The 21,533-nt window shown below is 71.1% G+C and carries 19 protein-coding genes; 11 read left to right on the top strand and 8 right to left on the bottom strand.

The genetic code is table 11. The annotated features are described in order from the left end of the window. Positions 1 to 69 precede the first annotated feature (69 nt). Genes SLAV_RS24915 through nirD form a run of 3 tightly spaced genes read left to right on the top strand, consistent with a single transcriptional unit; the run spans position 70 to position 4,206 of the window. Positions 70 to 1,350 (top strand): NAD(P)/FAD-dependent oxidoreductase, encoded by a 1,281-nt coding sequence (locus tag SLAV_RS24915; protein WP_030227047.1) that lies wholly within the window; start codon positions 70 to 72, stop codon positions 1,348 to 1,350. 1 nt (position 1,351) lies between these two features. Next, positions 1,352 to 3,877, top strand: a complete 2,526-nt coding sequence (gene nirB, locus SLAV_RS24910; protein WP_030227046.1) for a nitrite reductase large subunit NirB — start codon at positions 1,352 to 1,354, stop codon at positions 3,875 to 3,877. Then, on the top strand, positions 3,874 to 4,206 hold the full coding sequence (gene nirD / locus SLAV_RS24905) for a nitrite reductase small subunit NirD (RefSeq protein WP_030227043.1): 333 nt from the start codon (positions 3,874 to 3,876) through the stop codon (positions 4,204 to 4,206). The genes nirB and nirD overlap by 4 nt, the downstream gene beginning before the upstream one ends. Positions 4,207 to 4,212: 6 nt before the next feature. Here the strand turns inward: nirD and SLAV_RS24900 are convergent, their stop codons facing one another. The 4 genes from SLAV_RS24900 to dusB all read right to left on the bottom strand — a co-directional run bounded on the left by SLAV_RS24900 (position 4,213) and on the right by dusB (position 10,443). Beyond that, a complete protein-coding gene (locus SLAV_RS24900) occupies positions 4,213 to 4,617 on the bottom strand; it encodes a VOC family protein (protein ID WP_030227040.1) in 405 nt (134 codons plus the stop codon). Between the two features lie 139 nt (positions 4,618 to 4,756). Next, positions 4,757 to 5,785, bottom strand: a complete 1,029-nt coding sequence (locus SLAV_RS24895) for an ArsR/SmtB family transcription factor (RefSeq protein WP_051840463.1) — start codon at positions 5,783 to 5,785, stop codon at positions 4,757 to 4,759. A 422-nt stretch (positions 5,786 to 6,207) separates the two neighbouring features. Beyond that, positions 6,208 to 8,916, bottom strand: coding sequence for a pyruvate, phosphate dikinase (gene ppdK / locus SLAV_RS24890; protein WP_030227036.1), 2,709 nt, complete (start codon positions 8,914 to 8,916; stop codon positions 6,208 to 6,210). 366 nt (positions 8,917 to 9,282) lie between these two features. Continuing rightward, a complete protein-coding gene (dusB, locus tag SLAV_RS24885; RefSeq protein ID WP_078950169.1) occupies positions 9,283 to 10,443 on the bottom strand; it encodes a tRNA dihydrouridine synthase DusB in 1,161 nt (386 codons plus the stop codon). Between the two features lie 34 nt (positions 10,444 to 10,477). Between dusB and SLAV_RS24880 the strand changes: the two genes are divergently transcribed. The 4 genes from SLAV_RS24880 (at position 10,478) to SLAV_RS24865 (ending at position 14,572) form a co-directional block, all read left to right on the top strand. Next, positions 10,478 to 11,926 carry an MFS transporter gene (locus SLAV_RS24880; protein WP_030227032.1) on the top strand — a complete coding sequence of 483 codons (1,449 nt, stop codon included), beginning with the start codon at positions 10,478 to 10,480 and terminating at the stop codon, positions 11,924 to 11,926. A gap of 102 nt (positions 11,927 to 12,028) precedes the next feature. Then, positions 12,029 to 13,081, top strand: coding sequence for an aldo/keto reductase (locus SLAV_RS24875; RefSeq protein ID WP_030227030.1), 1,053 nt, complete (start codon positions 12,029 to 12,031; stop codon positions 13,079 to 13,081). 21 nt (positions 13,082 to 13,102) lie between these two features. Then, entirely contained in the window at positions 13,103 to 13,696 is a 594-nt protein-coding gene (locus SLAV_RS24870) for a TetR/AcrR family transcriptional regulator (protein ID WP_030227028.1), read from the top strand. A 138-nt stretch (positions 13,697 to 13,834) separates the two neighbouring features. Further along, positions 13,835 to 14,572, top strand: a complete 738-nt coding sequence (locus SLAV_RS24865; protein ID WP_037686550.1) for a VC0807 family protein — start codon at positions 13,835 to 13,837, stop codon at positions 14,570 to 14,572. Between the two features lie 78 nt (positions 14,573 to 14,650). On the opposite strand, the gene SLAV_RS24860 is transcribed toward SLAV_RS24865, so the two are convergent. Beyond that, the gene (locus SLAV_RS24860; protein WP_100660959.1) at positions 14,651 to 16,036 is read right to left on the bottom strand and encodes a glycine--tRNA ligase; all 1,386 of its coding nucleotides are present in this window, start codon (positions 16,034 to 16,036) and stop codon (positions 14,651 to 14,653) included. Between the two features lie 154 nt (positions 16,037 to 16,190). Here SLAV_RS24860 and SLAV_RS24855 point away from each other — a divergent pair, with 154 nt between their 5' ends. The 4 genes from SLAV_RS24855 to SLAV_RS24840 are packed head-to-tail and all read left to right on the top strand — an operon-like array spanning position 16,191 to position 19,335. Then, complete coding sequence (locus tag SLAV_RS24855) at positions 16,191 to 17,165, top strand: metal ABC transporter substrate-binding protein (RefSeq protein ID WP_030227025.1); 975 nt, start codon at positions 16,191 to 16,193, stop codon at positions 17,163 to 17,165. Further along, positions 17,165 to 17,980, top strand: coding sequence for a metal ABC transporter ATP-binding protein (locus SLAV_RS24850; RefSeq protein WP_234333471.1), 816 nt, complete (start codon positions 17,165 to 17,167; stop codon positions 17,978 to 17,980). Before SLAV_RS24855 ends, SLAV_RS24850 begins: the two co-directional genes overlap by 1 nt. Next, the gene (locus SLAV_RS24845) at positions 17,980 to 18,843 is read left to right on the top strand and encodes a metal ABC transporter permease (RefSeq protein WP_030227021.1); all 864 of its coding nucleotides are present in this window, start codon (positions 17,980 to 17,982) and stop codon (positions 18,841 to 18,843) included. The genes SLAV_RS24850 and SLAV_RS24845 overlap by 1 nt, the downstream gene beginning before the upstream one ends. A gap of 51 nt (positions 18,844 to 18,894) precedes the next feature. After that, positions 18,895 to 19,335: a Fur family transcriptional regulator gene (locus SLAV_RS24840; RefSeq protein WP_030227019.1), complete on the top strand. Its 441-nt coding sequence runs from the start codon at positions 18,895 to 18,897 to the stop codon at positions 19,333 to 19,335. Here SLAV_RS24840 and SLAV_RS24835 read toward each other — a convergent pair. The 3 genes from SLAV_RS24835 to recO are packed head-to-tail and all read right to left on the bottom strand — an operon-like array spanning position 19,332 to position 21,462. After that, entirely contained in the window at positions 19,332 to 19,859 is a 528-nt protein-coding gene (locus SLAV_RS24835; protein WP_030227018.1) for a YcxB family protein, read from the bottom strand. The two genes, SLAV_RS24840 and SLAV_RS24835, sit on opposite strands and share 4 nt — an antisense overlap. A 23-nt stretch (positions 19,860 to 19,882) precedes the next feature. Next, positions 19,883 to 20,704, bottom strand: a complete 822-nt coding sequence (locus SLAV_RS24830) for an isoprenyl transferase (protein ID WP_030227016.1) — start codon at positions 20,702 to 20,704, stop codon at positions 19,883 to 19,885. 11 nt (positions 20,705 to 20,715) lie between these two features. Further along, positions 20,716 to 21,462, bottom strand: coding sequence for a DNA repair protein RecO (gene recO / locus SLAV_RS24825; RefSeq protein WP_030227013.1), 747 nt, complete (start codon positions 21,460 to 21,462; stop codon positions 20,716 to 20,718). Positions 21,463 to 21,533 lie beyond the last annotated feature (71 nt).

Here is a 21,533-nt window from a genome sequence, read left to right as displayed (position 1 = left end):
GAGGTCGGCGTTCCGTCCGGGTAACAGGGGTGATGCGGCGGGGAAACAGCGGGCCCGCACGCTCGTTCCATGACCTCGCAACAGCGTGTGGTGGTGATCGGCGGCGGCCTGGCGGGCCTGCGGCTCGCCGCGCGGCTGGGCCCGGCCGCGCGGGTGCGCGTCCTCGGCGAGGAGAGCCACGCCCCCTACAACCGGGTCCTGCTCGCCGAGGTCCTGGCGGGCCGGTACGCCCCCGCGGTGACCGCCCTCCCGGACCCCGGTCCCGTGCTGCGCCGCGGGGTGCGGGCCGTGCGCGTCGACCGCGCCGAGCGGCGGGTGCACTGCGACGACGGCAGCGTGGAGACGTACGACACGCTGGTGCTGGCCACCGGCTCGAACCCGGTGCTGCCGCCGCTGCGCGGGCTGTTCACCCCCGGCGGCCGGGAACTCCCCGACGGGGTACACGCGTTCCGCACCATGGACGACTGCCTCACCCTGGCCGCCGCCGTACGACCGGACCTGCGCGCGGTGGTCATCGGCGGCGGGCTCCTGGGCGTCTCGGCCGCCCGCGCCCTGGCCGCCCGGGGCGCGCAGGTGGTCCTCGCCCAGCAGGCGGAGCGCCTGATGGAGCGCCAGCTGGACGCGGACGCGTCCGCGCTGCTGCACGCCCACCTGAACTCCCTCGGCGTGGAGATCCACACGCACTGCCGCGTCCGCGGCCTGACCACCACCGCCACCGCCACCGCCACCGCCACCCCCGCCGCCCGGCCGGGCCACGCCGCCCGCCGGGTCACCGGAGTCGAACTCGCCGACGGCTACCGCCTCGACGCCGGCCTCGTCGTCCTCGCCTGCGGCGTGCGCCCCCGTACCGGGCTCGCCCGCGCCGCCGGGCTGGACGTCCGCGAGGGCGTGGTGGTCGACGACCGGCTGCGCACCGGCGACCCCCGCGTCCACGCCATCGGCGACTGCGCCGAACACGCCGGCCGGGTGTACGGCCTGGCGGGCCCCGCCCTGGAACAGGCCGACGCCCTGGCGGCGGTCCTGACGGGCGCCGACGCCACCGACGGCGCCCGCGGGGCCGGCTACACCGGGACCCGCGCCCTCACCCGCCTCACCCTGAGCACCCCGGGCACCGGCCCCTTCGACCTCGCCGCCTTCGGCGAGCCGACCCCGCTCCCCGGCGACGACGTGGTCCGTCTCGCCGACGCCACCCGCCGCACCTACCGCAAGGTCGTCGTCCGCGGCGACCGCCTCGTCGGCGGGGTGCTGCTGGGCGAGCTCTCCACCGTGGGCGCCCTCGCCCGCGGCTGGGCGGGCGACGAACCACTGGGCGACCTGTTCCACCTGCTCACCGACGACGGAGGCCACTGACATGACCGAGCCCCTGCCCGCGATCGTGCTGATCGGCCACGGCATGGTCGGCCAGCGCTACCTGGAGGCCCTCGCCGAACGCGGCGCCACCGCCACGCACCGGATCACCGTGCTCTGCGAGGAGCCCCGGGCCGCCTACGACCGCGTGCACCTGACCTCGTACTTCTCCGGCAGCACCCCCGAGGACCTGTCCCTCGTCCCGGACGGGTTCATGGAGCGGCACGGCATCGCGCTGCACCTCGACGACCCCGCCGAGAGCATCGACCGGGAGGCGCGCACCGTCACCTCCCGGTCCGGGCGCGTGTTCCCGTACGACGTCCTGGTCCTGGCGACGGGCAGTTACCCCTTCGTGCCGCCCGTCCCCGGGAAGGACGCCCCGGGCTGCTTCGTGTACCGCACGGTCGAGGACCTCCTCGCGATCGAGGAGTACGCCAAAACGCGCACCGCCGGCGCCGTCGTCGGCGGCGGACTGCTCGGCCTGGAGGCGGCCGGGGCGCTCAAGGGCCTCGGACTCGCCACCCGCGTCGTGGAGTTCGCGCCCCGGCTGATGCCCGTCCAGGTGGACGAGGGCGGCGGCGCCGCCCTGCTGCGGACCGTCGAGTCCATGGGGCTGACCGTGCACACCGGCGTCGGCACCCAGGAGGTGCTGACGGGCGAGGACGGCGCGGTCACCGGCATGCGGCTCTCGGACGGCTCCACCGTCGACACCGGGCTCGTCGTCTTCTCCGCCGGGGTCCGCCCACGCGACGGGCTCGCCCGCGACTGCGGCCTGGACGTCGGCGAACGCGGCGGGATCGCCGTCGACTCCCGCTGCCGCACCTCCGACCCGCGGATCTACGCCGTCGGCGAGTGCGCCCTGGCCTGCGACGGCCGGGTGTACGGCCTGGTCGCGCCCGGCTACGAGATGGCCGAGACGGCCGCCGAGGACCTGCTGGGCCGCGAGCGGGAGTTCACCGGGGCCGACCTGTCCACCAAGCTGAAGCTGCTCGGTGTGGACGTGGCCTCCTTCGGCGACGCGCACGGAGCCTCCCCCGACAGCCTGGACGTGGTCTGGTCCGACTCGCGCAGCGGCGTCTACAGGAAGCTCGTCGTCTCCCCGGACGGGGTCCTGCTCGGCGGGGTGCTGGTCGGCGATGCCGACGCGTACGGGCTGCTGCGCCCGCTCACCGGCAGCGTCCCGCCCGTCGCCCCGGAGCAGCTGGTCCTGCCCGCCGGGCTCGGCCCCGCCACCCGGCTGGGCCCGGCCTCGCTCCCGGACACCGCGGTGATCTGCTCCTGCCACAACGTCACCAAGAAGGCGATCACCGCCTGCTCGACCCTGCCCGAGGTCAAGAAGTGCACCAAGGCCGGGACCGGCTGCGGGGGCTGCCTGAAGGTGATCGGCCGGCTGCTGCCGGCCGCCGCCGACAAGGGGCTGTGCGGCTGCTTCCCGTACACCCGCGCCGAGCTCTACGAGATCGTCCGCACCCGCCGCCTGACCTCGTACCGGGAGATCCTCGACGCCCACGGCCGCGAGGAGGCCCGGGGCGGCGAGGGCTGCGAGGTCTGCAAGCCTGCCGTCGGCTCGGTCATCGCCTCCCTCGCCCCCACGCTGGGCGCGAGCGGCTACGTCCTGGACGGGGAGCAGGCCGCCCTCCAGGACACCAACGACCACTTCCTCGCGAACCTGCAGCGCAACGGCTCCTACTCGGTCGTCCCGCGCATCCCGGGCGGGGAGATCACCCCCGACAAGCTGATCGTGATCGGCGAGGTGGCCCGCGATTTCGGCCTCTACACGAAGATCACCGGCGGCCAGCGCATCGACCTCTTCGGCGCGAGCGTGGACCAGCTCCCCCGCATCTGGGCGCGCCTGGTCGACGCCGGATTCGAATCCGGCCACGCCTACGGCAAGGCCCTGCGGACGGTGAAGTCCTGTGTCGGGCAGACCTGGTGCCGCTACGGGGTCCAGGACAGCGTCCGCATGGCCATCGACCTGGAGCTGCGCTACCGCGGCCTGCGCGCGCCCCACAAGCTGAAGTCGGCGGTCTCCGGCTGCACCCGCGAGTGCGCCGAGGCCCAGAGCAAGGACTTCGGGATCATCGCCACGGCGAACGGCTGGAACCTCTACGTCGGCGGCAACGGCGGGGCCGCCCCGCGCCACGCCGACCTCCTGGCCCAGGACCTGTCGGACGCCGAACTGGTCCGGCTCATCGACCGCTTCCTGATGTTCTACATCCGCACCGCGGACCGGCTGGAGCGCACGTCGACCTGGCTGGACCGGCTGGAGGGGGGCCTGGACCACCTGCGGGACGTGATCGTGCACGACTCGCTCGGACTGTGCGCGGAACTGGAGGCGCTGATGGCCGACCACGTCGCGCACTACCGCGACGAGTGGGCCGAAACCCTGCGGGACCCGGAGCGGATGCGCCGGTTCGTGTCCTTCGTCAACGCTCCCGGCACCCCCGACCCGAGCGTGCGGTTCGTGCCCGAACGCGACCAGGTCAAGCCCGACCTGGCCGCCTTGACCCTGGGAGGTACCGTCCGATGACCGTGGAACTGCGGGTGGCGGAAGGCTGGCTGACGGTGTGCGAGCTGTCCTCGCTCACCCCCGGGCGGGGGGTCGCCGCCCTGCTGCCCGACGGGAGCCAGGCCGCCGTGTTCCTCGACCGCGCCGGGCGCCCGTACGCGATCGGCAACCAGGACCCCTTCACTGGCGCGCACGTCCTGTCGCGCGGGCTCCTGGGGTGGGCGGCGGGCCGGCCGTTCGTGGCCTCGCCGCTGCTCAAGCAGCGCTTCGACCTGGAGTCGGGGCGCTGCCTGGACGACGAGGAGGTGGCGGTCCGGACGTACCCGGTGCGGACCGCCGCGGCCCCGTAGCTCCGGTCAGCCCTGGACCACCGAGGGGTCCATCCACATGATCTCCCAGGTGTGGCCGTCGAGGTCGTCGAAGGCCCGGCCGTACATGACGCCGTGGTCCTGGGCGGGCCGGGGCTCGGTGGCCCCGGCCGCCAGGGCCCCGTCCACCTGCGCGTCGACCGCGGCGCGGCTCTCGGCGCTCAGACACAGCAGCACCTCGGAGGTGGTGGTGGCGTCGGCGATGGCCTTGTGGGTGAAGTCCTTGTAGCGGGCCTCGGTGAGGAACATCGCGACGATGCTCTCGGTGATGGGCATGGCCGCGCAGTTCTCGTCGGTGAACTGCGCGTTGAAGGAGTAACCGAGCGCGCTCCAGAAGGCCTTGGTCGCCTCCAGGTCCTTGACGGGCAGGTTGACGAAGATCATGGTGGCCATCTCGGTCTCTCTCTTCTCTCGTGTGGTGCTTTCGAGAGGTAGACCGCGGCCCCCCGGCGAACTCATCGCTCTTCGGGAAACTTTTTCAAAGTTTCTCCGCAGCGCCACGAAACCGCAGGTCAGAGCCGTGCACGCCAGGTCAGGACACCACGGCGCCCCCCTTGAGGAGGGCCGCGCCCAGCGGGGTGACGGTGTGCAGGACGGCGTTGCCGTGCCGGAGGGTGGTCACCAGACCGGCTTCGCGCATCACGCAGGCGTGCTGGCTCGCCGAGGCCAGGGAGACCCCCGCCCGGCGGGCCAGTTCGCTGGTGGTGGCCCCGTCGCCGATGGCCCGCAGCACCACGGAGCGGGTGTGGCCCACCAGCTTGCCCAGGGTCCGCTGGCGCTGCTCCTCCGCGGGGCGGGCGGCCTCGCCGCCGGCCGTCGTGGAGGCCAGCTGGGCCGCGGCCGGGTAGACGAGCACGGGCGGCAGCTCCGGGTCGTGCAGGGTCACCGCGGTGCGCCGGCAGAAGAAGGAGGGCTGGAGCAGCAGCCCGCGCCCCCGCAGCCGTACGTCCCGGTCCACCGGGTACTCGCACTCCAGCACCGGGGCCCGCCAGCGCAGCATCGGCGGCAGGGAGGCGAGCAGCTCGTCCGCGCCGCCGTCCAGCAGCGCCCGGCCGCGCGCCGCCCGCTCCGCCTCGATCTGGGCCTGGATGTGGCTCCAGTACGGCTCCACGGCCGCGCGGTGGTAGCCCCGCAGCTCGCCCAGGAGCCGGGGCAGGTGTTTGGTGCCGCCGTCGATGAACTCCCGCAGCCGGGTCGGCGTCGGGGTCCCGAAGGCCGCCCCGAAGCCCGTCCCGGCGCCCGCGCCCACGAGCAGCAGCTCGCGCCGCAGCCGTTCGGGCCGTAGCCCGCGCAGGGCGTCGAGGCCGACGTCCCATCCGTACTGCCCCTCGGCCGGGGTCAGGAAATCCGGGAAATAGCCGCGCGCGGGTATGAGCGCGCCCAGCAGCCTTGTTTCACCATTCAACCGGCTACGGGTTTCCGTACGCCATTCACCGAACAACCGGACATCACGCCGGTCTCTTAAGCGGTGAAAACTCAGAATCGTTTCCCACAACGCATCGGGACGTCCTGCCATCCGTACGCGTGCCAGGTCCACTCCAGTGAAATGGATACGAAGCACCGAACCCCCAGCTGTGCAACCGCAATCCCCCCGCCCTATGAGTATGCATGCCGTCACACGTGGTCACCACGCCCTTTCGGCCACAGTTGAAACCCCTTTCGGCAGGGGCGTGACAAGCGAAATCCTGTACTCCGCCAGGCACACTCCGGTGCGACCGAAACGCTCCGTGAAGGCCGTGGGGGGCTTTGCGGGGCCTGGCGGTCGGTCGCACAGGGAAGCGCCGACGTGCCTGGCGGATAGGCGGCAGGCGGTGGACGGGTGGGGATCCGTCCACCGCCTGGCGCCGTAAAGACTTCGTTGAATATGCGGCGATACCCGCTCCGACGGCGCCTTCGAAATGAAGGCGCGCCTGCCCCCGGAGGTCAGGCAACCGGGGGCAGGCGCGGTCAGGGGGGAGCGGCAGCGGCCGCTCCCGGCGGGGCTCAGCGGCTGTCGGAGCCCTTCGCCTCGGCGGCCGCACGGCCGGCCTCCAGACGCGCCACCGGGATCCGGAAGGGCGAGCAGGAGACGTAGTCGAGGCCCACCTCGTGGAAGAAGTGCACCGACTCCGGGTCGCCGCCGTGCTCACCGCAGACGCCGAGCTTGAGGTCGGGGCGGGTGGCCCGGCCCTGCTCGACCGCGTGGCGCACGAGCGAGCCGACGCCGTCCTTGTCGATGGTCTCGAAGGGAGAGACCCCGAAGATGCCCTTCTCCAGGTACGCGGTGAAGAAGCTGGCCTCGACGTCGTCGCGGGAGAAGCCCCACACCGTCTGGGTCAGGTCGTTCGTGCCGAAGGAGAAGAACTGCGCGGCCTCGGCGATCTGGCCGGCGGTCAGGGCGGCGCGCGGCAGCTCGATCATCGTGCCGATCGACAGCTTGAGGCTGGTGCCGGTGGCGGCCTCGACCTCGGCGATGACCCCGTCGGCCTCGTCGCGGACGATCTCCAGCTCCTGGACGGTGCCCACGAGCGGGATCATGATCTCGACGCGCGGGTCGCCCTTGGCGTTCTTGCGCTCGGCCGCGGCCTCGGCGATCGCCCGGACCTGCATGGCGAACAGACCGGGGATGACCAGGCCGAGGCGGACACCGCGCAGACCCAGCATCGGGTTCTGCTCGTGCAGCTTGTGCACGGCCTGGAGCAGGCGCAGGTCGTTCTCGTTGGCGTCCTTGCGGGACTCGGCGAGGGCGACGCGCACCGACAGCTCGGTGATGTCGGGCAGGAACTCGTGCAGCGGCGGGTCGAGCAGGCGGACGGTGACGGGCAGGCCGTCCATCGCCTCGAACAGCTCGATGAAGTCCTTCTTCTGCAGCGGCAGCAGGGCCGACAGGGCGCCCTCGCGCTCCTCGTCGGTGTCCGCGAGGATCAGGCGCTCGACCATCTCGCGGCGCTCGCCGAGGAACATGTGCTCGGTGCGGCACAGGCCGATGCCCTGGGCGCCGAAGCGACGGGCGCGCAGCGCGTCCTCGGCGTTGTCGGCGTTGGCGCGCACCCGCAGGCGGCGCACGCGGTCCGCGTAGGCCATGATCCGGTGCACGGCGGCGACCAGCTCGTCGGCGTCGTCGGCGCCGGCGTGCATGCGGCCCTCGAAGTACTCGACGACCGGGGACGGTACGACGGGTACCTCACCGAGGTAGACCTTGCCGGTGGAGCCGTCGATGGAGACGACGTCGCCCTCTTCGATGACCGTCTCGCCGACCGTCATCCGGCGGCGCTTGGTGTCGACGTCGAGCTCCTCGGCGCCGCAGACACAGGTCTTGCCCATGCCGCGGGCGACGACGGCGGCGTGCGAGGTCTTGCCGCCGCGCGAGGTCAGGATGCCCTCGGAGGCGATCATGCCGTCGAGGTCGTCGGGGTTGGTCTCGCGGCGGATCAGGATGACCTTCTCACCGGACCGGGACCACTTGACGGCCGTGTACGAGTCGAAGACGGCCTTGCCGACCGCCGCGCCCGGGGAGGCGGCGATGCCGCGGCCCAGCAGGGTGGTCTTGGCGTCCTCGTCGAAGCGCGGGAACATCAGCTGGGCCAGCTGGTGGCCGGTGACGCGCTGGAGCGCCTCGGCCTCGTCGATCAGGCCCTGGTCCACGAGCTGCGTGGCGATGCGGAAGGCGGCACCGGCGGTGCGCTTGCCGACCCGGGTCTGGAGCATCCACAGCTGACCGCGCTCGATGGTGAACTCGATGTCGCAGAGGTCCTTGTAGTGGGTCTCCAGCGTCGTCATGATCGTCATGAGCTGGTCGTACGAGGCCTTGTCGATGGCCTCCAGGTCCGCGAGCGGGACGGTGTTGCGGATGCCCGCGACGACGTCCTCGCCCTGGGCGTTCTGCAGGTAGTCGCCGTAGACGCCCGCGTGGCCGCTGGCCGGGTCACGGGTGAAGGCGACACCGGTGCCGGAGTCGGGGCCGAGGTTGCCGAAGACCATCGAGCAGATGTTGACCGCGGTGCCCAGGTCGCTCGGGATGCGCTCCTGGCGGCGGTAGAGCTTGGCCCGGTCGGTGTTCCAGGAGTTGAAGACGGCCTCGACGGCGAGGTCGAGCTGCTCGCGGGCGTCCTGCGGGAACTCGCGGCCGGCCTCCTTCGAGACGATCTTCTTGAAGGCCTTGACCAGCTTCTTGAGGTCGGCGGCGTCGAGGTCGGTGTCGACGGCGACCTTCTTGGCGGCCTTGGCCTCGTCGAGGGCGTCCTCGAAGAGCTCGCCCTCGACGCCGAGGACGGTCTTGCCGAACATCTGGATCAGACGGCGGTAGGAGTCCCACGCGAAGCGCTCGTTGCCCGCCTGGGCGGCGAGGCCGACCACGGACTCGTCGGAGAGGCCGATGTTGAGGACCGTGTCCATCATGCCCGGCATGGAGAACTTGGCTCCGGAGCGGACGGAGACCAGCAGCGGGTCGTCCGACTGACCGAGCTTCTTGCCCATCTTCGCCTCAAGGGCGGCGAGGTGCGCGCCGACCTCGTCGCGCAGTGCGGCCGGGGCCGAGCCGCTCTCCAGGTAGACCTTGCAGGCCTCGGTGGTGATGGTGAAGCCGGGGGGCACGGGGAGACCAAGGTTGGTCATCTCGGCGAGGTTGGCTCCCTTGCCGCCGAGAAGGTCCTTGAGGTCCCGGTTGCCCTCGGTGAAGTCGTAGACGAACTTCTGATCTTTGTTTTCCGACACGGGTCTCGACTCCTCGAGGACTCGGGTGGCTGCCCTGACGGCCAGGAACATACCCAGATCGAAGGCTTCTGGGTACGTCCACTTGGCCGTCATGCGGCTGTAACCACCCGTGCGCCACCAGATCGAAAGTAACTCACGGGTAAGGAAATCCCCGTTGCAGCGTTCAGAACCCGAAGGCGGAGGGGGGCTTTGAGGCCTGATCACGCTCGGATGAGCGATCATCGATACATTTGCGTTCAAGTCTTGAACGCACAAAGGGTGGCACCCAGTGCCACCCTTTGAAAGTCTTACCCGTGACTTATGTGCTCATCTGAGCGAAACCCCTCCCATGCGTGGCGTATATCACGCCGCACGGAGGGCGATTTGTCAGCCTCCGGACGTGTCCAGCTCGGCGTCCTCGCTCACGCCCGCGCAGTCGTACGGATCGTTCAACCAGCCCTCGGGCAGGACAACCCGGTTGTTTCCGGACGTCCGGCCGCGCGGACCGTCCGCGCTCTCGGGCCACGGCTGGTCCAGGTCGAGCTCGCTCAGATGAGCGTCCAGTTCGGCCAGGGAGGACGTGACCGCCAGCTTCCCCCGCATCTCGGACCCCACCGCGAAGCCCTTGAGGTACCAGGCCACGTGCTTACGGAAGTCGATCACCCCGCGCGCCTCGTCTCCGATCCACTCCCCCAGCAGCTGTGCGTGCCGGACCATGGTGGCCGCGACCTCGCGCAGCACGGGCTTGTGGAAGTCCTCGGGCCGGCCCTCGAAGGCCGCGACCAGGTCGTTGAACAGCCACGGCCGCCCCAGGCAGCCGCGCCCCACGACCACGCCGTCGCAGCCGGTCTCGCGGACCATGCGCAGGGCGTCCTCCGCGCACCAGATGTCGCCGTTGCCGAGCACCGGGATCTCGGGCACGTGCTCCTTGAGGCGCGCGATGGCCTCCCAGTCGGCCGTCCCGCCGTAGTGCTGGGCCGTGGTGCGGCCGTGCAGGGCGATGGCGGTGATCCCCTCCTCGACGGCGATCCGGCCGGCGTCGAGGTAGGTGAGGTGCTCGTCGTTGATGCCCTTGCGCATCTTCATCGTCACCGGCAGGCCGCCCGCGCCCGCGACGGCCTCGCGCAGGATCGCGCGCAGCAGGTTGCGCTTGTAGGGCAGGGCCGAGCCGCCGCCCTTGCGGGTGACCTTGGGGACCGGGCAGCCGAAGTTGAGGTCGATGTGGTCGGCGCGGTCCTCTTCGACGATCATCCGGACGGCCTTGCCGACCGTCACCGGGTCCACCCCGTACAGCTGAATCGAGCGGGGCTTTTCCGTCGCGTCGAAGTGGATCAGCTGCATGGTCTTCTCGTTGCGCTCGACCAGGGCGCGGGTCGTGATCATCTCGCTCACGAACAGTCCCTTGCCGCCCGAGAACTCGCGGCAGAGGGTGCGGAACGGGGCATTGGTGATGCCGGCCATCGGCGCGAGCACCACCGGGGGCTGCACGGTGTGCGGGCCGATCGCGAGCGGCGGGGGGAGCGTGGTCATCCCCCCATTGTCGCGCATGCCCCTGTTGTTAGTTAGACGTACTATCGGCGGCATGCATCACATGAGTCATCGGCGGCGCGTGCTCGTCCTGGCGATCTGCTGCATGAGCCTGCTCATCGTCAGTCTCGACAACACCGTCCTGAACGTCGCGCTCCCCTCGATGCGCCACGAGCTGCACGCCTCGGTCTCGGGCATGCAGTGGACGATCGACGCCTACACGCTGGTCCTCGCCTCGCTGCTGATACTGGCCGGGTCCACGGCCGACCGGATCGGGCGCCGCAAGGTCTTCGCGGCGGGCCTGATCCTCTTCACGGCGGGCTCGGCGCTCTGCTCGCTGGCCCCCACCCTCGAATGGCTGATCGCCTTCCGGATGGTGCAGGCCGTCGGCGGCTCGATGCTCAACCCGGTCGCCATGTCGATCATCACCAATACCTTCACCGATCCCAGGGAACGCGCCCGCGCCATCGGCGTCTGGGGCGCGGTGGTGGGCATCTCCATGGCCGCCGGGCCGCTGATCGGCGGGCTGCTGGTGGACTCCGTCGGCTGGCGGTCGATCTTCTGGGTCAACCTGCCCGTCGGCCTCGTCGCCCTCGCCCTGACCCTGCGCTACCTGCCCGAGTCCCGGGCCGAGCACCCCCGCCGGCCCGATCCGGTGGGCCAGCTGCTGGTCATGGTCCTGCTCGGCGCGATGACGTACGGGATCATCGAGGGTCCGGCGGCCGGCTGGACCTCCCCGGTCATCGTCGGCTGCGCCCTGGCCGCCGTGGCCGCCCTGATCGCGCTGGTCGTCTACGAGCCCCGGCGCGCGGAGCCGCTGATCGACCCCCGGTTCTTCCGCAGCGCCCCGTTCAGCGGGGCGACGGTGATGGCGGTGAGCGCCTTCGCCGCGCTGTCCGGGTTCCTCTTCCTGAACACCCTCTACCTCCAGGACGTACGGGGGCTGGGCGCCCTGGACGCCGGGCTCTACATGCTGCCGATGGCCGTGCCGGCCTTCCTGTGCGCGCCGCTGGCGGGCCGGCTGGTCGCCACCCGGGGGCCGCGGCTCCCGCTGCTGATCGCGGGGGTGGCGATGGGCGCGAGCGGGCTGCTGTTCGCGGCGTTCTCCGCGGAGGGCTCCACTCCCCTGATGTTCGCCGGGTACGTGCTCTTCGGCATCGGCTTCGGCCTGGTCAACGCCCCGATCACCAATACGGCGATCTCCGGGATGCCCCGCGCCCAGGCGGGGGTCGCGGCCGCCGTGGCCTCCACCAGCCGGCAGACCGGCGGCGCGCTGGGCGTCGCGGTGATCGGAGCGGTGCTGGCGGCCGGGACGGCGGGCGGCGGGGACTTCGCGGCGGCCACCCGGCCCGCCTGGTGGATCATCACGGCCTGCGGGCTGCTGGTCCTGGCGGTGGGCGCGGCGACGACCGGCGCCTGGGCCGACGCGACGGCCCGGCGCACGGCCCGCGACCTCGAACCGGCCCTCAGCCCCGCGGCGGCGGCCGCTCCCCCCGCGGCCTGACGGGCCGCCGCTCCCGAGCGGGTACCGAGCGGGACACCGGCCGCTTCACGCCGACGGGTGACAGATATTGAAATCTGTCACCCGTCATGCCATGGTTGTTCCATGACGACCCACGAGAACACCACCCCCACCCCCCGCACGCTCGGCGCCACGGGACCCACCGTCTTCCCCCTGGGGCTGGGCTGCATGGGCATGTCCGCGCTCTACGGCGAGGCCGACCGCTCCGAGTCCCTCGCGACCGTCCACGCCTTCCTGGAGGCGGCCCCCGCCGGGATGAACACGCTGCTCGACACCGGCGACTTCTACGGCATGGGCCACAACGAGCTGCTGATCAACGAGGCCCTGCGCACCGCCCCGGCGGCCGCCCGCGAGGCGGCCCTGACCAGCGTCAAGTTCGGGGCCCTGCGCACCGTCGAGGGCGGCTTCGCCGGATACGACGGCCGGCCCGCGGCCGTGAAGAACTTCCTGGCCTACTCCCTGCAGCGGCTCGGCCGGGACCACATCGACATCTACCGGATCGCCCGCGTGGACCCGGACGTCCCGATCGAGGAGACCGTCGGGGCCATCGCCGAGGCCGTGCAGGCGGGCCACGTGCGGCACATCGGCCTCTCCGAGGTCGGCGCCGACACCCTGCGCCGGGCCGCCGCCGTGGCCCCGATCTCCGACCTCCAGATCGAGTACTCCCTGATCTCCCGCGGCATCGAGGCCGAGATCCTGCCGGCCGCCAGAGAGCTCGGCATCGGGATCACCGCGTACGGGGTGCTCTCGCGCGGCCTGATCAGCGGCCACTTCTCCCGTGACCGCGAGCTGGGCCCGGGCGACTTCCGCGGGATGAGCCCGCGCTTCCAGGGCGAGAACCTCCAGCGCAACCTCGACCTGGTCGAGGCGCTGCGCAAGGTGGCCGCGGAGAAGGGTGTGAGCGTCGCCCAGACCGCCATCGCCTGGGTGCTCGCGCAGGGCCCGCGCCACGGCGTCGACATCGTGCCGCTGGTCGGGGCCCGGCGCCGGGACCGGCTGACCGAGGCACTCGGTGCCATGCAGGTGGAGCTGACCGCGGCAGACCTGTCCGCCATCGAAGCGGCGGTCCCGGCGGGAGCCGCGGCCGGCGACCGCTACCCGGCGGCCCAGATGGCCCACCTGGACAGCGAGCACTGAGCGGGCGGTACGGTCGTACCCATGCCCCCCGCTGCCGCCGAGCCCCTGACCCCCGAGCGCATCCTCGAAACGACCGAGGAGGTGCTGCGGCGCTTCGGCCCGGGCAAGGCGACCGTGGTGGACGTGGCCCGCGCCCTCGGCGTCAGCCACGGCAGCGTGTACCGGCACTTCCCGTCGAAGGCGGCGCTGCGCGAGGCCGTCACGGACCGCTGGCTCGCCAAGAGCGTGGTCGTGCTGGAGCGCATCGCCTCGGCTCCGGCCGAGGCGGCCCCCTCCAAGCTGGAGGCGTGGCTCGGAGCGCTCTTCGAGGCCAAGCGGCAGAAGGCCGGGGCGGATCCCGAGCTGTTCGCCACCTACACCGTGCTGCTCGCCGAGAACAGCGGGGTGGTCGACGCCCACCTGACCCAGCTCATCGACCAGCTGGCGCGGATCATCGCCGAGGGCGTCGCGGCCGGAACCCTGGCCGCGCCCGATGTCCCGGCGGCCGCCCGCGCCGTCTTCGACGCCACCGGGCGCTTCCATGATCCGCAGTACGCGGCCGACTGGATCTCGCCGACGATCGTGCCCGAGTTCGAGGCCGTCACCTCGCTCATCATCCGGGGCCTGCGCGCCTGACCTGGGATTCCACTATCCGGAGCGAGGCCCTCCGGACGGCTTGGTGATCATTTTGGGTCAGTCGTGTTGTACATGCCCCTGTCATTTCTTTACGGTCCCCTTACCGCACACGTCACCAGGTACGTTCCAGGGGGAACCTTGTCCACCGACGTCTCACGTCCCGCACCTCCCGCGCGCTCCGGCGCGGCCGCCGCCGTCAGCTGGATCATGACGATCGGCCTCAATGTGGTCGCGCCGATCCTGACGTACAACACGCTCACCGACGACCACGGCTGGAGTGAGTTCGCGGCACTGCTGGTCAGTGGGGCCTGGCCGGTCCTCGACACCGCCATCGTCGTGGCCTGGCGGCGCAAGTTCGACGAATTCGCCCTGGTCACCATGGTGTTCCTGGTGATCACAGCCGTCGTTTCGCTCGTCGGCACCCATTCGGCGCGGGCCCTGCTGATCAAGGACTCGGGCGTGACGGGCCTGTTCGGGCTGCTCTGCCTGGTGACCCTGGCGACGGCCCGCCCGCTGATGTTCTACTTCGGCCGCAAGTTTGCCACGGACGGCACTCCCGAGAGCACCGCCTGGTGGAACGGCCTGTGGCAGTACGAGGGCTTCCGCACCACGATGCGTCGCATGACCCTGGTCTGGGGCGTGGCCTACATCGTCGAGGCCCTGGTCCGGGTGGCCCTGGCCTTCGTCCTGAGCACCTCGACCATGGTGACGATCAGCCCGTTCATGATCTACGGGACGCTGGGCGGCCTGGCGCTGTGGACGGCCCGCTACGGCAAGCGTTCCCAGGCGGAGGGGGAGCGCCGCGCCGCCGAGGCGGCCGCGCAGGAAGCCGCGCCGGAGGCCGAGCGGGCGGCCGGAGGAACCCCCGCGGCCTGACCCGCCGCGAAGCACACGAAAGCCGGTGGCCCGGTGCGCGGATCGCGCACCGGGCCACCGGCCTTTTCGCGTGGAGACCTAGCAGCCGAGCAGACGGCTGCCGAGGTAGCTCTGGATCTGGTCCAGGGAGACGCGCTCCTGCTTCATGGTGTCGCGCTCGCGCACGGTCACCGCGTTGTCGTCCAGGGTGTCGAAGTCGACGGTGACGCAGAACGGCGTACCGATCTCGTCCTGGCGGCGGTAGCGGCGGCCGATGGCGCCGGCGTCGTCGAACTCGATGTTCCAGAACTTGCGCAGGTCGGCGGCGAGGCCCTTGGCCTTCGGCGACAGCTGCGGGTTGCGGGACAGCGGGAGGACGGCGACCTTGATGGGCGCCAGGCGCGGGTCGAGGCGCATGACGGTGCGCTTCTCCATGACGCCCTTGGCGTTGGGGGCCTCGTCCTCGTTGTTGTACGCGTCGAGCATGAAGGCGAGCATGGCGCGGTTCACGCCGGCCGCCGGCTCGATGACATACGGGGTGTACTTCTCCTTCGACTCCTGGTCGAAGTAGACGAGGTCCTGGCCGGAGGCGGCGGAGTGCGCCTTCAGGTCGAAGTCGGTGCGGTTGGCCACGCCCTCCAGCTCGGAGAACTCGTTGCCACCGAAGTTGAAGCGGTACTCGATGTCGGCGGTGCGCTTCGAGTAGTGGGACAGCTTCTCCTTCGGGTGCTCGTACCAGCGGATGTTCTCCTCACGGATGCCGAGGTCGCGGTACCAGTTCCACCGCTCCTGCATCCAGTACTCCTGCCACTGCTCGTCCTCGCCCGGCTTGACGAAGAACTCCATCTCCATCTGCTCGAACTCGCGCGTGCGGAAGATGAAGTTGCCCGGCGTGATCTCGTTGCGGAAGGACTTGCCCATCTGCGCGATGCCGAACGGGGGCTTCTTGCGCGCGGTGGTCTGCACGTGGGCGAAGTTGGTGAAGATGCCCTGGGCCGTCTCCGGGCGCAGGTACGCCTTGGAGCCGGTGTCCTGGGTCGGGCCGAGGTGGGTCTCCAGCATGCCGGAGAACTGCTTCGGCTCGGTGAACTGGCCCTTCACACCACAGTTGGGGCAGTTGATGTCGGCAAGACCATTGGCGGGCAGGCGGCCGTGCTTGGCCTCGTACGCCTCTTCCAGGTGGTCGGCACGCTGGCGCTTGTGGCAGGAGGTGCACTCGGTGAGCGGGTCGGAGAAGGTCGCGACGTGGCCGGAGGCCACCCACACCTCGGGGGCCAGGATCACGGAAGAGTCGAGGCCGACGACGTCCTCGCGTCCGGTGACCATCGCCTTCCACCACTGGCGCTTGATGTTCTCCTTGAGCTCGACACCGAGCGGGCCGTAGTCCCAGGCAGCCCTGGAGCCGCCGTAGATGTCACTGCACGGGAAAACGAAGCCACGGCGCTTGCTCAGGCTGACGATGGTTTCGATCTTGTCGGCGGCCACGGTGCTCTCTTCATTACGAGGACGAACGGCGAAGTCTTTAGGTTACCGGCGCCCGCACCCCGCCTATCAAATCGGGGACCCCTTCTGCGGACCGCGACGGTCCGCCCACCTGGGTTTTTGACAATCGTTTCCATCTTTGATGAAAATGGATGTCATGAACGTACGACGCCTCATACCCAGCGCCGCCCTCGCCGGTGCCGTCGCCCTGGCCGCGACGGCCCTCACCGCCTGCTCCGGAGCCGGTGGTGGGGCCGGTGACGACAAGGGCGGCAGACTGGGCGTGACGGCGTCCTTCTACCCGCTGCAGTTCCTCGCCGAGCAGATCGGCAAGGACCACGTGAAGGTCACGGGCCTCACCAAGCCGGGCGTGGAACCGCACGACCTGGAGATCACGCCCCGGCAGACCTCGCAGCTGGGCGACGCCGACGTGGTGCTCTACCTCAAGACCCTCCAGCCCGCCGTCGACAAGGCCATCGAGCTGTCCGGCGTGAAGAACGTCGTCGACGCCGCCACCCTCACCAAGCTGGAGACCCACTCCGCCGCCGGGCACGAGGGCCACGACCACGCGGCCGAGGGCGAGGGCGACGGGCACGACCACGGCGAGGCCGGCACCGACCCCCACGTGTGGCTCGACCCCGTCAAGTACGCGGAGATCGCCAAGGGCGTCGGCGCGGCGCTGGAGAAGGCCGACCCCTCCCACGCGGCCGACTACCGCAAGAACGCCGGCGAACTCGTCGCCAAGCTGGGCGCGCTCGACACCGAGTTCAAGGACGGCCTGCAGAACACGGCCACCAAGACCTTCATCACGACGCACTCCGCCTTCGGCTACCTCGCCGAGCGCTACGGCCTGGACCAGGAGGGCATCGCCGGCGTCGACCCCGAGGCCGAGCCCAGCCCGGCCCGGATGAAGGAACTCCAGTCCGTCGCGAAGAAGGACAATGTGACGACCGTGTTCTTCGAGGCCCTGGCCAGCGACAAGACGGCCAAGGCCCTCGCCCGGGACACCGGCCTCAAGACCGATGTCCTGGACCCCCTCGAAGGCATCACCGACTCGTCCCAGGGCGCCGACTACTTCGAGGTCATGCGCTCCAACCTGAAGAACCTCCAGAAGGCACTCGGGAGCAAGTAATGGCAGTAACGGAGGCGCGCACCATGCAGTCCACGCCGCACGAGGACGAGGACCCGACCGTCATATCCCTGCGCGGGGCCACGGCCTCGCTCGGCTCGCGCCCCGTGCTGCGCGGGGTCGACCTCACCGTGCGCCGGGGCGAGGTCGTCGCCCTGCTCGGCGCCAACGGCTCCGGCAAGTCCACGGCCGTCCGCGCCGTCGTCGGCCAGGTCCCCCTGACCTCCGGCGAGCTGTCCCTCTTCGGCACCGACTTCAAGCGCTTCCGCCAGTGGTCGCGGATCGGCTACGTCCCCCAGCGCACCACCGCCGCCGGGGGCGTGCCCGCCACGGTCCGCGAGGTCGTCACCTCCGGCCGGCTGACCCGCACCCGCTTCGGGATCCTGCGCAGGGCCGACAAGGCCGCCGTCGAGCACGCCCTGTCCCTGGTGGACATGGAGGGCCACGCCGACGCCTCGGTCAACGCCCTCTCCGGCGGCCAGCACCAGCGCGTGCTCATCGCCCGCGCGCTCGCCGCCGAACCCGAACTCCTGATCATGGACGAGCCGATGGCCGGCGTGGACCTGGGCAACCAGGAGGTCCTGGCCAACGCCGTACGCCGCCAGGTCGAGGCCGGGACCACGGTCCTGCTGGTCCTGCACGAGCTGGGCCCCCTGGAACCCCTGATCGACCGGGCGGTCGTCCTGCGCGACGGCTGCGTCACGCACGACGGCCCGCCCCCCGAGGCCGTGGGGCAGCACGCCCTGCCGGGCCACGACCACGTACACCCCCACGCGGCGCACGACGCCGAACCCCTGCGGACGGGACTGCTGAGCTGATGGGCTTCCTCAACGACCCCTTCATGGTGCGCGCGCTGATCGCCGCCGCGCTGGTCGGCGTGACCGCGCCCGCCATCGGCACGTACCTGGTCCAGCGCCGCCAGGCGATCATGGGCGACGGCCTCGGCCACGTCGCGATGACCGGTGTCGCGCTCGGCCTCGTCACCAACACCAGCCCGGTGTGGATGGCCACCCTCGTGGCGGTCGTCGGCGCCGTCGCGATGGAGACGATCCGTTCCCGGGGCAGGACCAGCGGGGACGTCGCCCTGTCGCTGCTGTTCTACGGCGGCCTCGCGGGCGGCGTGATGATCGTGAACCTCGGCGGCAGCTCCACGTCCAAGCTCCTGGGCCCCATGTTCGGCTCGATCACCGCCGTCGCGCCCGAGGACGTCACCGCGATGGCGCTCCTCGCCGCCTTCGTCCTCGCCGTCGCCCTCGGCCTGCGCCGGCAGCTCTTCGCCGTCTGCCAGGACGAGGAGTTCGCCAAGGTCACCGGCCTGCCGGTGCGCCTGCTGAACCTGCTGATCGCGGTCACCGCCGCCGTCACCGTCACCGTCGCCATGCGCATCGTGGGACTGCTGCTGGTCAGCGCGATGATGGTGATCCCGGTCGCGGCCGCGCAGCGGATCACCCGGGGCTTCGCCGCCACGCTGGGGCTGGCCATCGGCATCAGCCTCACCGTGTCCCTCGTCGGCACGACCGCCACGTACTACCTCAACGCACCGTCCGGCGCCGCGATCGTGCTGCTCGCCATCGCGGTGTTCATGGCCCTCACGGCCGTCTCGGCGCCCCTGGCCCGGCGCCGCGCGGCGGCCTCCCGCGCGGCGGAGGAGGTCTGCACCCGGGATGACGTGACAGTCTGAAGGGGACGGCCGCCTGGCACAATGGGCCGAGGCCGAAACGAGGAGGAACCGGTGGCGACTGCGCCTGGCGAGACGAATACCGCGCCAGTACGAGGACGGTCCACCCGGCAGCGGGCCGCAGTGGCGGCGGCGCTGGACGAGGTGGACGAATTCCGCAGTGCCCAGGAGCTGCACGACATGCTCAAGCACCGCGGCGACTCCGTGGGCCTGACCACCGTGTACCGCACCCTGCAGTCCCTGGCCGACGCGGGCGAGGTCGACGTGCTGCGCACCAGCGACGGCGAGTCCGTGTACCGGCGCTGCTCCACCGGGGAGCACCACCACCACCTCGTCTGCCGCAAGTGCGGCAAGGCGGTGGAGGTCGAGGGACCCGCCGTGGAGAAGTGGGCGGACGCCATCGCGGCCGAACACGGCTATGTGAACGTGGCCCACACCGTCGAGATCTTCGGCACCTGCGCCGACTGCGCAGCGTCCGGCCAGTCGCGGTCCTAGCCCAGACGGGTCAGGTTCCGGTCGAAGAACGATCGGATCCGGTCGAGATCCTCGGGGGTCCGGGCGCAGCGCTTCGGTACCCAGCCCAGGTCCCCGTTGAAGAACACGAAGACGAACAGGCCCCGGGTCTCGGCCCAGCCCGTGTACTTGTCCCACCCGTACGACACCGCCGTCCCGTCGGGGCGGCGGTTCTGCGTGCCGTGCCCGGTGACCACCAGCGCGTACCCGGGGTGCTCGGCGGCCCAGCGGTACGTCCGGCGCGCCGTGCGCCACAGCTCCAGCCAGAGGCAGACGGCGCCGCACGCCACCCCCGCCCCGACCGTGCAGGCCAGGGCCACCGGGTCCACCTCCCGGCCGTGCTGGGCGGTGATCAGCGCGAGCGGCACCAGCGGGAGCACCACCAGCCACAGCAGCAGCTGCCTGCGGCCGCCCGGCGCCTTCAGGACGCGCCAGCGCAGCAGTTCCCACAGGTCGCGGCGGGCCGCCCCGTAGTACAGCTCCGCCGCCCGGTCAGTCGTGTCCATGGCGGCGGAGCCTAACGGAGGGGTCAGCTCCCGGAGCCCTCGGGCTGGTTCGGGACGGCGCCGCCGAAGCGGCGGTCGCGCTGGGCGTACTCCAGGCAGGCCGCCCAGAGGTTGCGGCGGTCGAAGTCCGGCCACAGCACGTCCTGGAAGACCATCTCGGCGTACGCGCTCTGCCAGAGCAGGTAGTTGGAGGTGCGCTGCTCGCCGCTGGGACGCAGGAACAGGTCCACGTCCGGCATGTCCGGGTAGTAGATGTACTTCGCGAAGGTCTTCTCGTTGACCTTCGACGGGTCCAGCCGGCCGGCGGCCACGTCACGGGCGATCGCCTGCGCCGCGTCGGCGATCTCCGCCCGGCCGCCGTAGTTCACGCAGAAGTACAGGGTCATCGCGTCGTTGTCGACGGTCTGCTCCTGGGCGATCTGGAGCTCCTGGACGACGGACTTCCACATCTTCGGCATGCGGCCGACCCAGCGGATCCGGATGCCGAGCTCGTTCATCTCGTCGCGGCGGCGGCGGATGACGTCGCGGTTGAAGTTCATCAGGAAGCGGACCTCGTCGGGCGAACGCTTCCAGTTCTCCGTCGAGAAGGCGTACAGGGAGAGGTTCTTGACGCCCATCTCCAGGCAGCCCTTGAGCACGTCGAGCACGACGCCCTCACCCACCTTGTGGCCCTCGGTGCGCGGCAGGCCGCGCTCCTTGGCCCAGCGGCCGTTGCCGTCCATGACGACGGCGACGTGGTTCGGGACCAGCTCACCGGGGATCTTCGGCGGGCGCGCACCGGACGGGTGCGGCTCGGGAACCTTGTACTCGCGGCGAGAGCGTCCCAGAATCCCGCGTCGTGCCATGTGCCCAGCTCCTATTTCTCGACGTATCGCAGGGAGCGTAGCCCGCGCTCCAGATGCCAGTGCAAATAGGCCGAGACCAGCCCGCTGCCCTCCCGCACGTGGCGCGCCTCGCAGGCGTCCGCGTGTTTCCAGTCTCCCGTCAGCAGCGCGCTGAGCAGGGCGATGGCCTCCGACGAGGGTACGACGGAGCCGGGGACGCGGCAGTCCGCGCATATGACCCCGCCCGCGGCGACGGAGAAGTGCCGGTTGGGGCCGTGGATCCCGCACTTCGCGCAGTCCTCGAAGCTGGGCGCGTAGCCGTTGACGGCGAGGGAGCGCAGCAGGAAGGCGTCGAGGATGAGGTGGGGTTCGTGTTCGCCGCGTGCGAGGGTGCGCAGGGCGCCGACCAGCAGCAGGTACTGCTGGACGGAGGGTTCGCCCTCGTTCTCGGTGAAGCGTTCGGCGGTCTCCAGCATCGCGGTGCCGGCGGTGTAGCGGGCGTAGTCGGTGACGATGCCGTTGCCGTAGGGGGCGATGATCTCGGTCTGGGTGCACAGCGGCAGGCTGCGGCCGATCAGCTCGCTGCCGCGGGCGAAGAACTGCACGTCGGCGTGGGAGAAAGGTTCCAGCCCGGCGCCGAACTTGGACTTCGTACGGCGCACCCCGCGGGCGACGGCCCGTACGCGGCCGTGACCGCGGGTGAGCAGCGTGATGATGCGGTCCGCCTCACCCAGCTTCTGGGTGCGCAGCACGATGCCGTCGTCGCGGAACAGACTCATGCGCCCATTGTCGCCTGTGCGCGACCCCGTCCGGGGACAGCGCTCGCCCCCGCCGGGACCGTGGTCCGGGC

Origin of the sequence: Streptomyces lavendulae subsp. lavendulae (assembly GCF_002803845.1) — a bacterium.
Taxonomy (GTDB): Bacteria; Actinomycetota; Actinomycetes; order Streptomycetales; family Streptomycetaceae; genus Streptomyces; species Streptomyces lavendulae.
The sequence above is the reverse complement of the archived record's forward strand: the minus strand, read 5'-3'. Positions and strand labels throughout refer to the sequence as shown.

Bases quoted from the DNA above. Each gene is read 5' to 3' on its own strand.
- SLAV_RS24915 (WP_030227047.1), top strand. From the start codon at position 70: ATGACCTCGCAACAGCGTGTGGTGGTGATCGGCGGCGGCCTGGCGGGC.
- nirB (WP_030227046.1), top strand. From the start codon at position 1,352: ATGACCGAGCCCCTGCCCGCGATCGTGCTGATCGGCCACGGCATGGTC.
- nirD (WP_030227043.1), top strand. From the start codon at position 3,874: ATGACCGTGGAACTGCGGGTGGCGGAAGGCTGGCTGACGGTGTGCGAG.
- SLAV_RS24900 (WP_030227040.1), bottom strand. From the start codon at position 4,617: ATGGCCACCATGATCTTCGTCAACCTGCCCGTCAAGGACCTGGAGGCG.
- dusB (WP_078950169.1), bottom strand. From the start codon at position 10,443: ATGCGCGACAATGGGGGGATGACCACGCTCCCCCCGCCGCTCGCGATC.
- SLAV_RS24880 (WP_030227032.1), top strand. From the start codon at position 10,478: ATGCATCACATGAGTCATCGGCGGCGCGTGCTCGTCCTGGCGATCTGC.
- SLAV_RS24875 (WP_030227030.1), top strand. From the start codon at position 12,029: ATGACGACCCACGAGAACACCACCCCCACCCCCCGCACGCTCGGCGCC.
- SLAV_RS24870 (WP_030227028.1), top strand. From the start codon at position 13,103: ATGCCCCCCGCTGCCGCCGAGCCCCTGACCCCCGAGCGCATCCTCGAA.
- SLAV_RS24855 (WP_030227025.1), top strand. From the start codon at position 16,191: ATGAACGTACGACGCCTCATACCCAGCGCCGCCCTCGCCGGTGCCGTC.
- SLAV_RS24850 (WP_234333471.1), top strand. From the start codon at position 17,165: ATGGCAGTAACGGAGGCGCGCACCATGCAGTCCACGCCGCACGAGGAC.
- SLAV_RS24845 (WP_030227021.1), top strand. From the start codon at position 17,980: ATGGGCTTCCTCAACGACCCCTTCATGGTGCGCGCGCTGATCGCCGCC.
- SLAV_RS24835 (WP_030227018.1), bottom strand. From the start codon at position 19,859: ATGGACACGACTGACCGGGCGGCGGAGCTGTACTACGGGGCGGCCCGC.
- SLAV_RS24830 (WP_030227016.1), bottom strand. From the start codon at position 20,704: ATGGCACGACGCGGGATTCTGGGACGCTCTCGCCGCGAGTACAAGGTT.
- recO (WP_030227013.1), bottom strand. From the start codon at position 21,462: ATGAGTCTGTTCCGCGACGACGGCATCGTGCTGCGCACCCAGAAGCTG.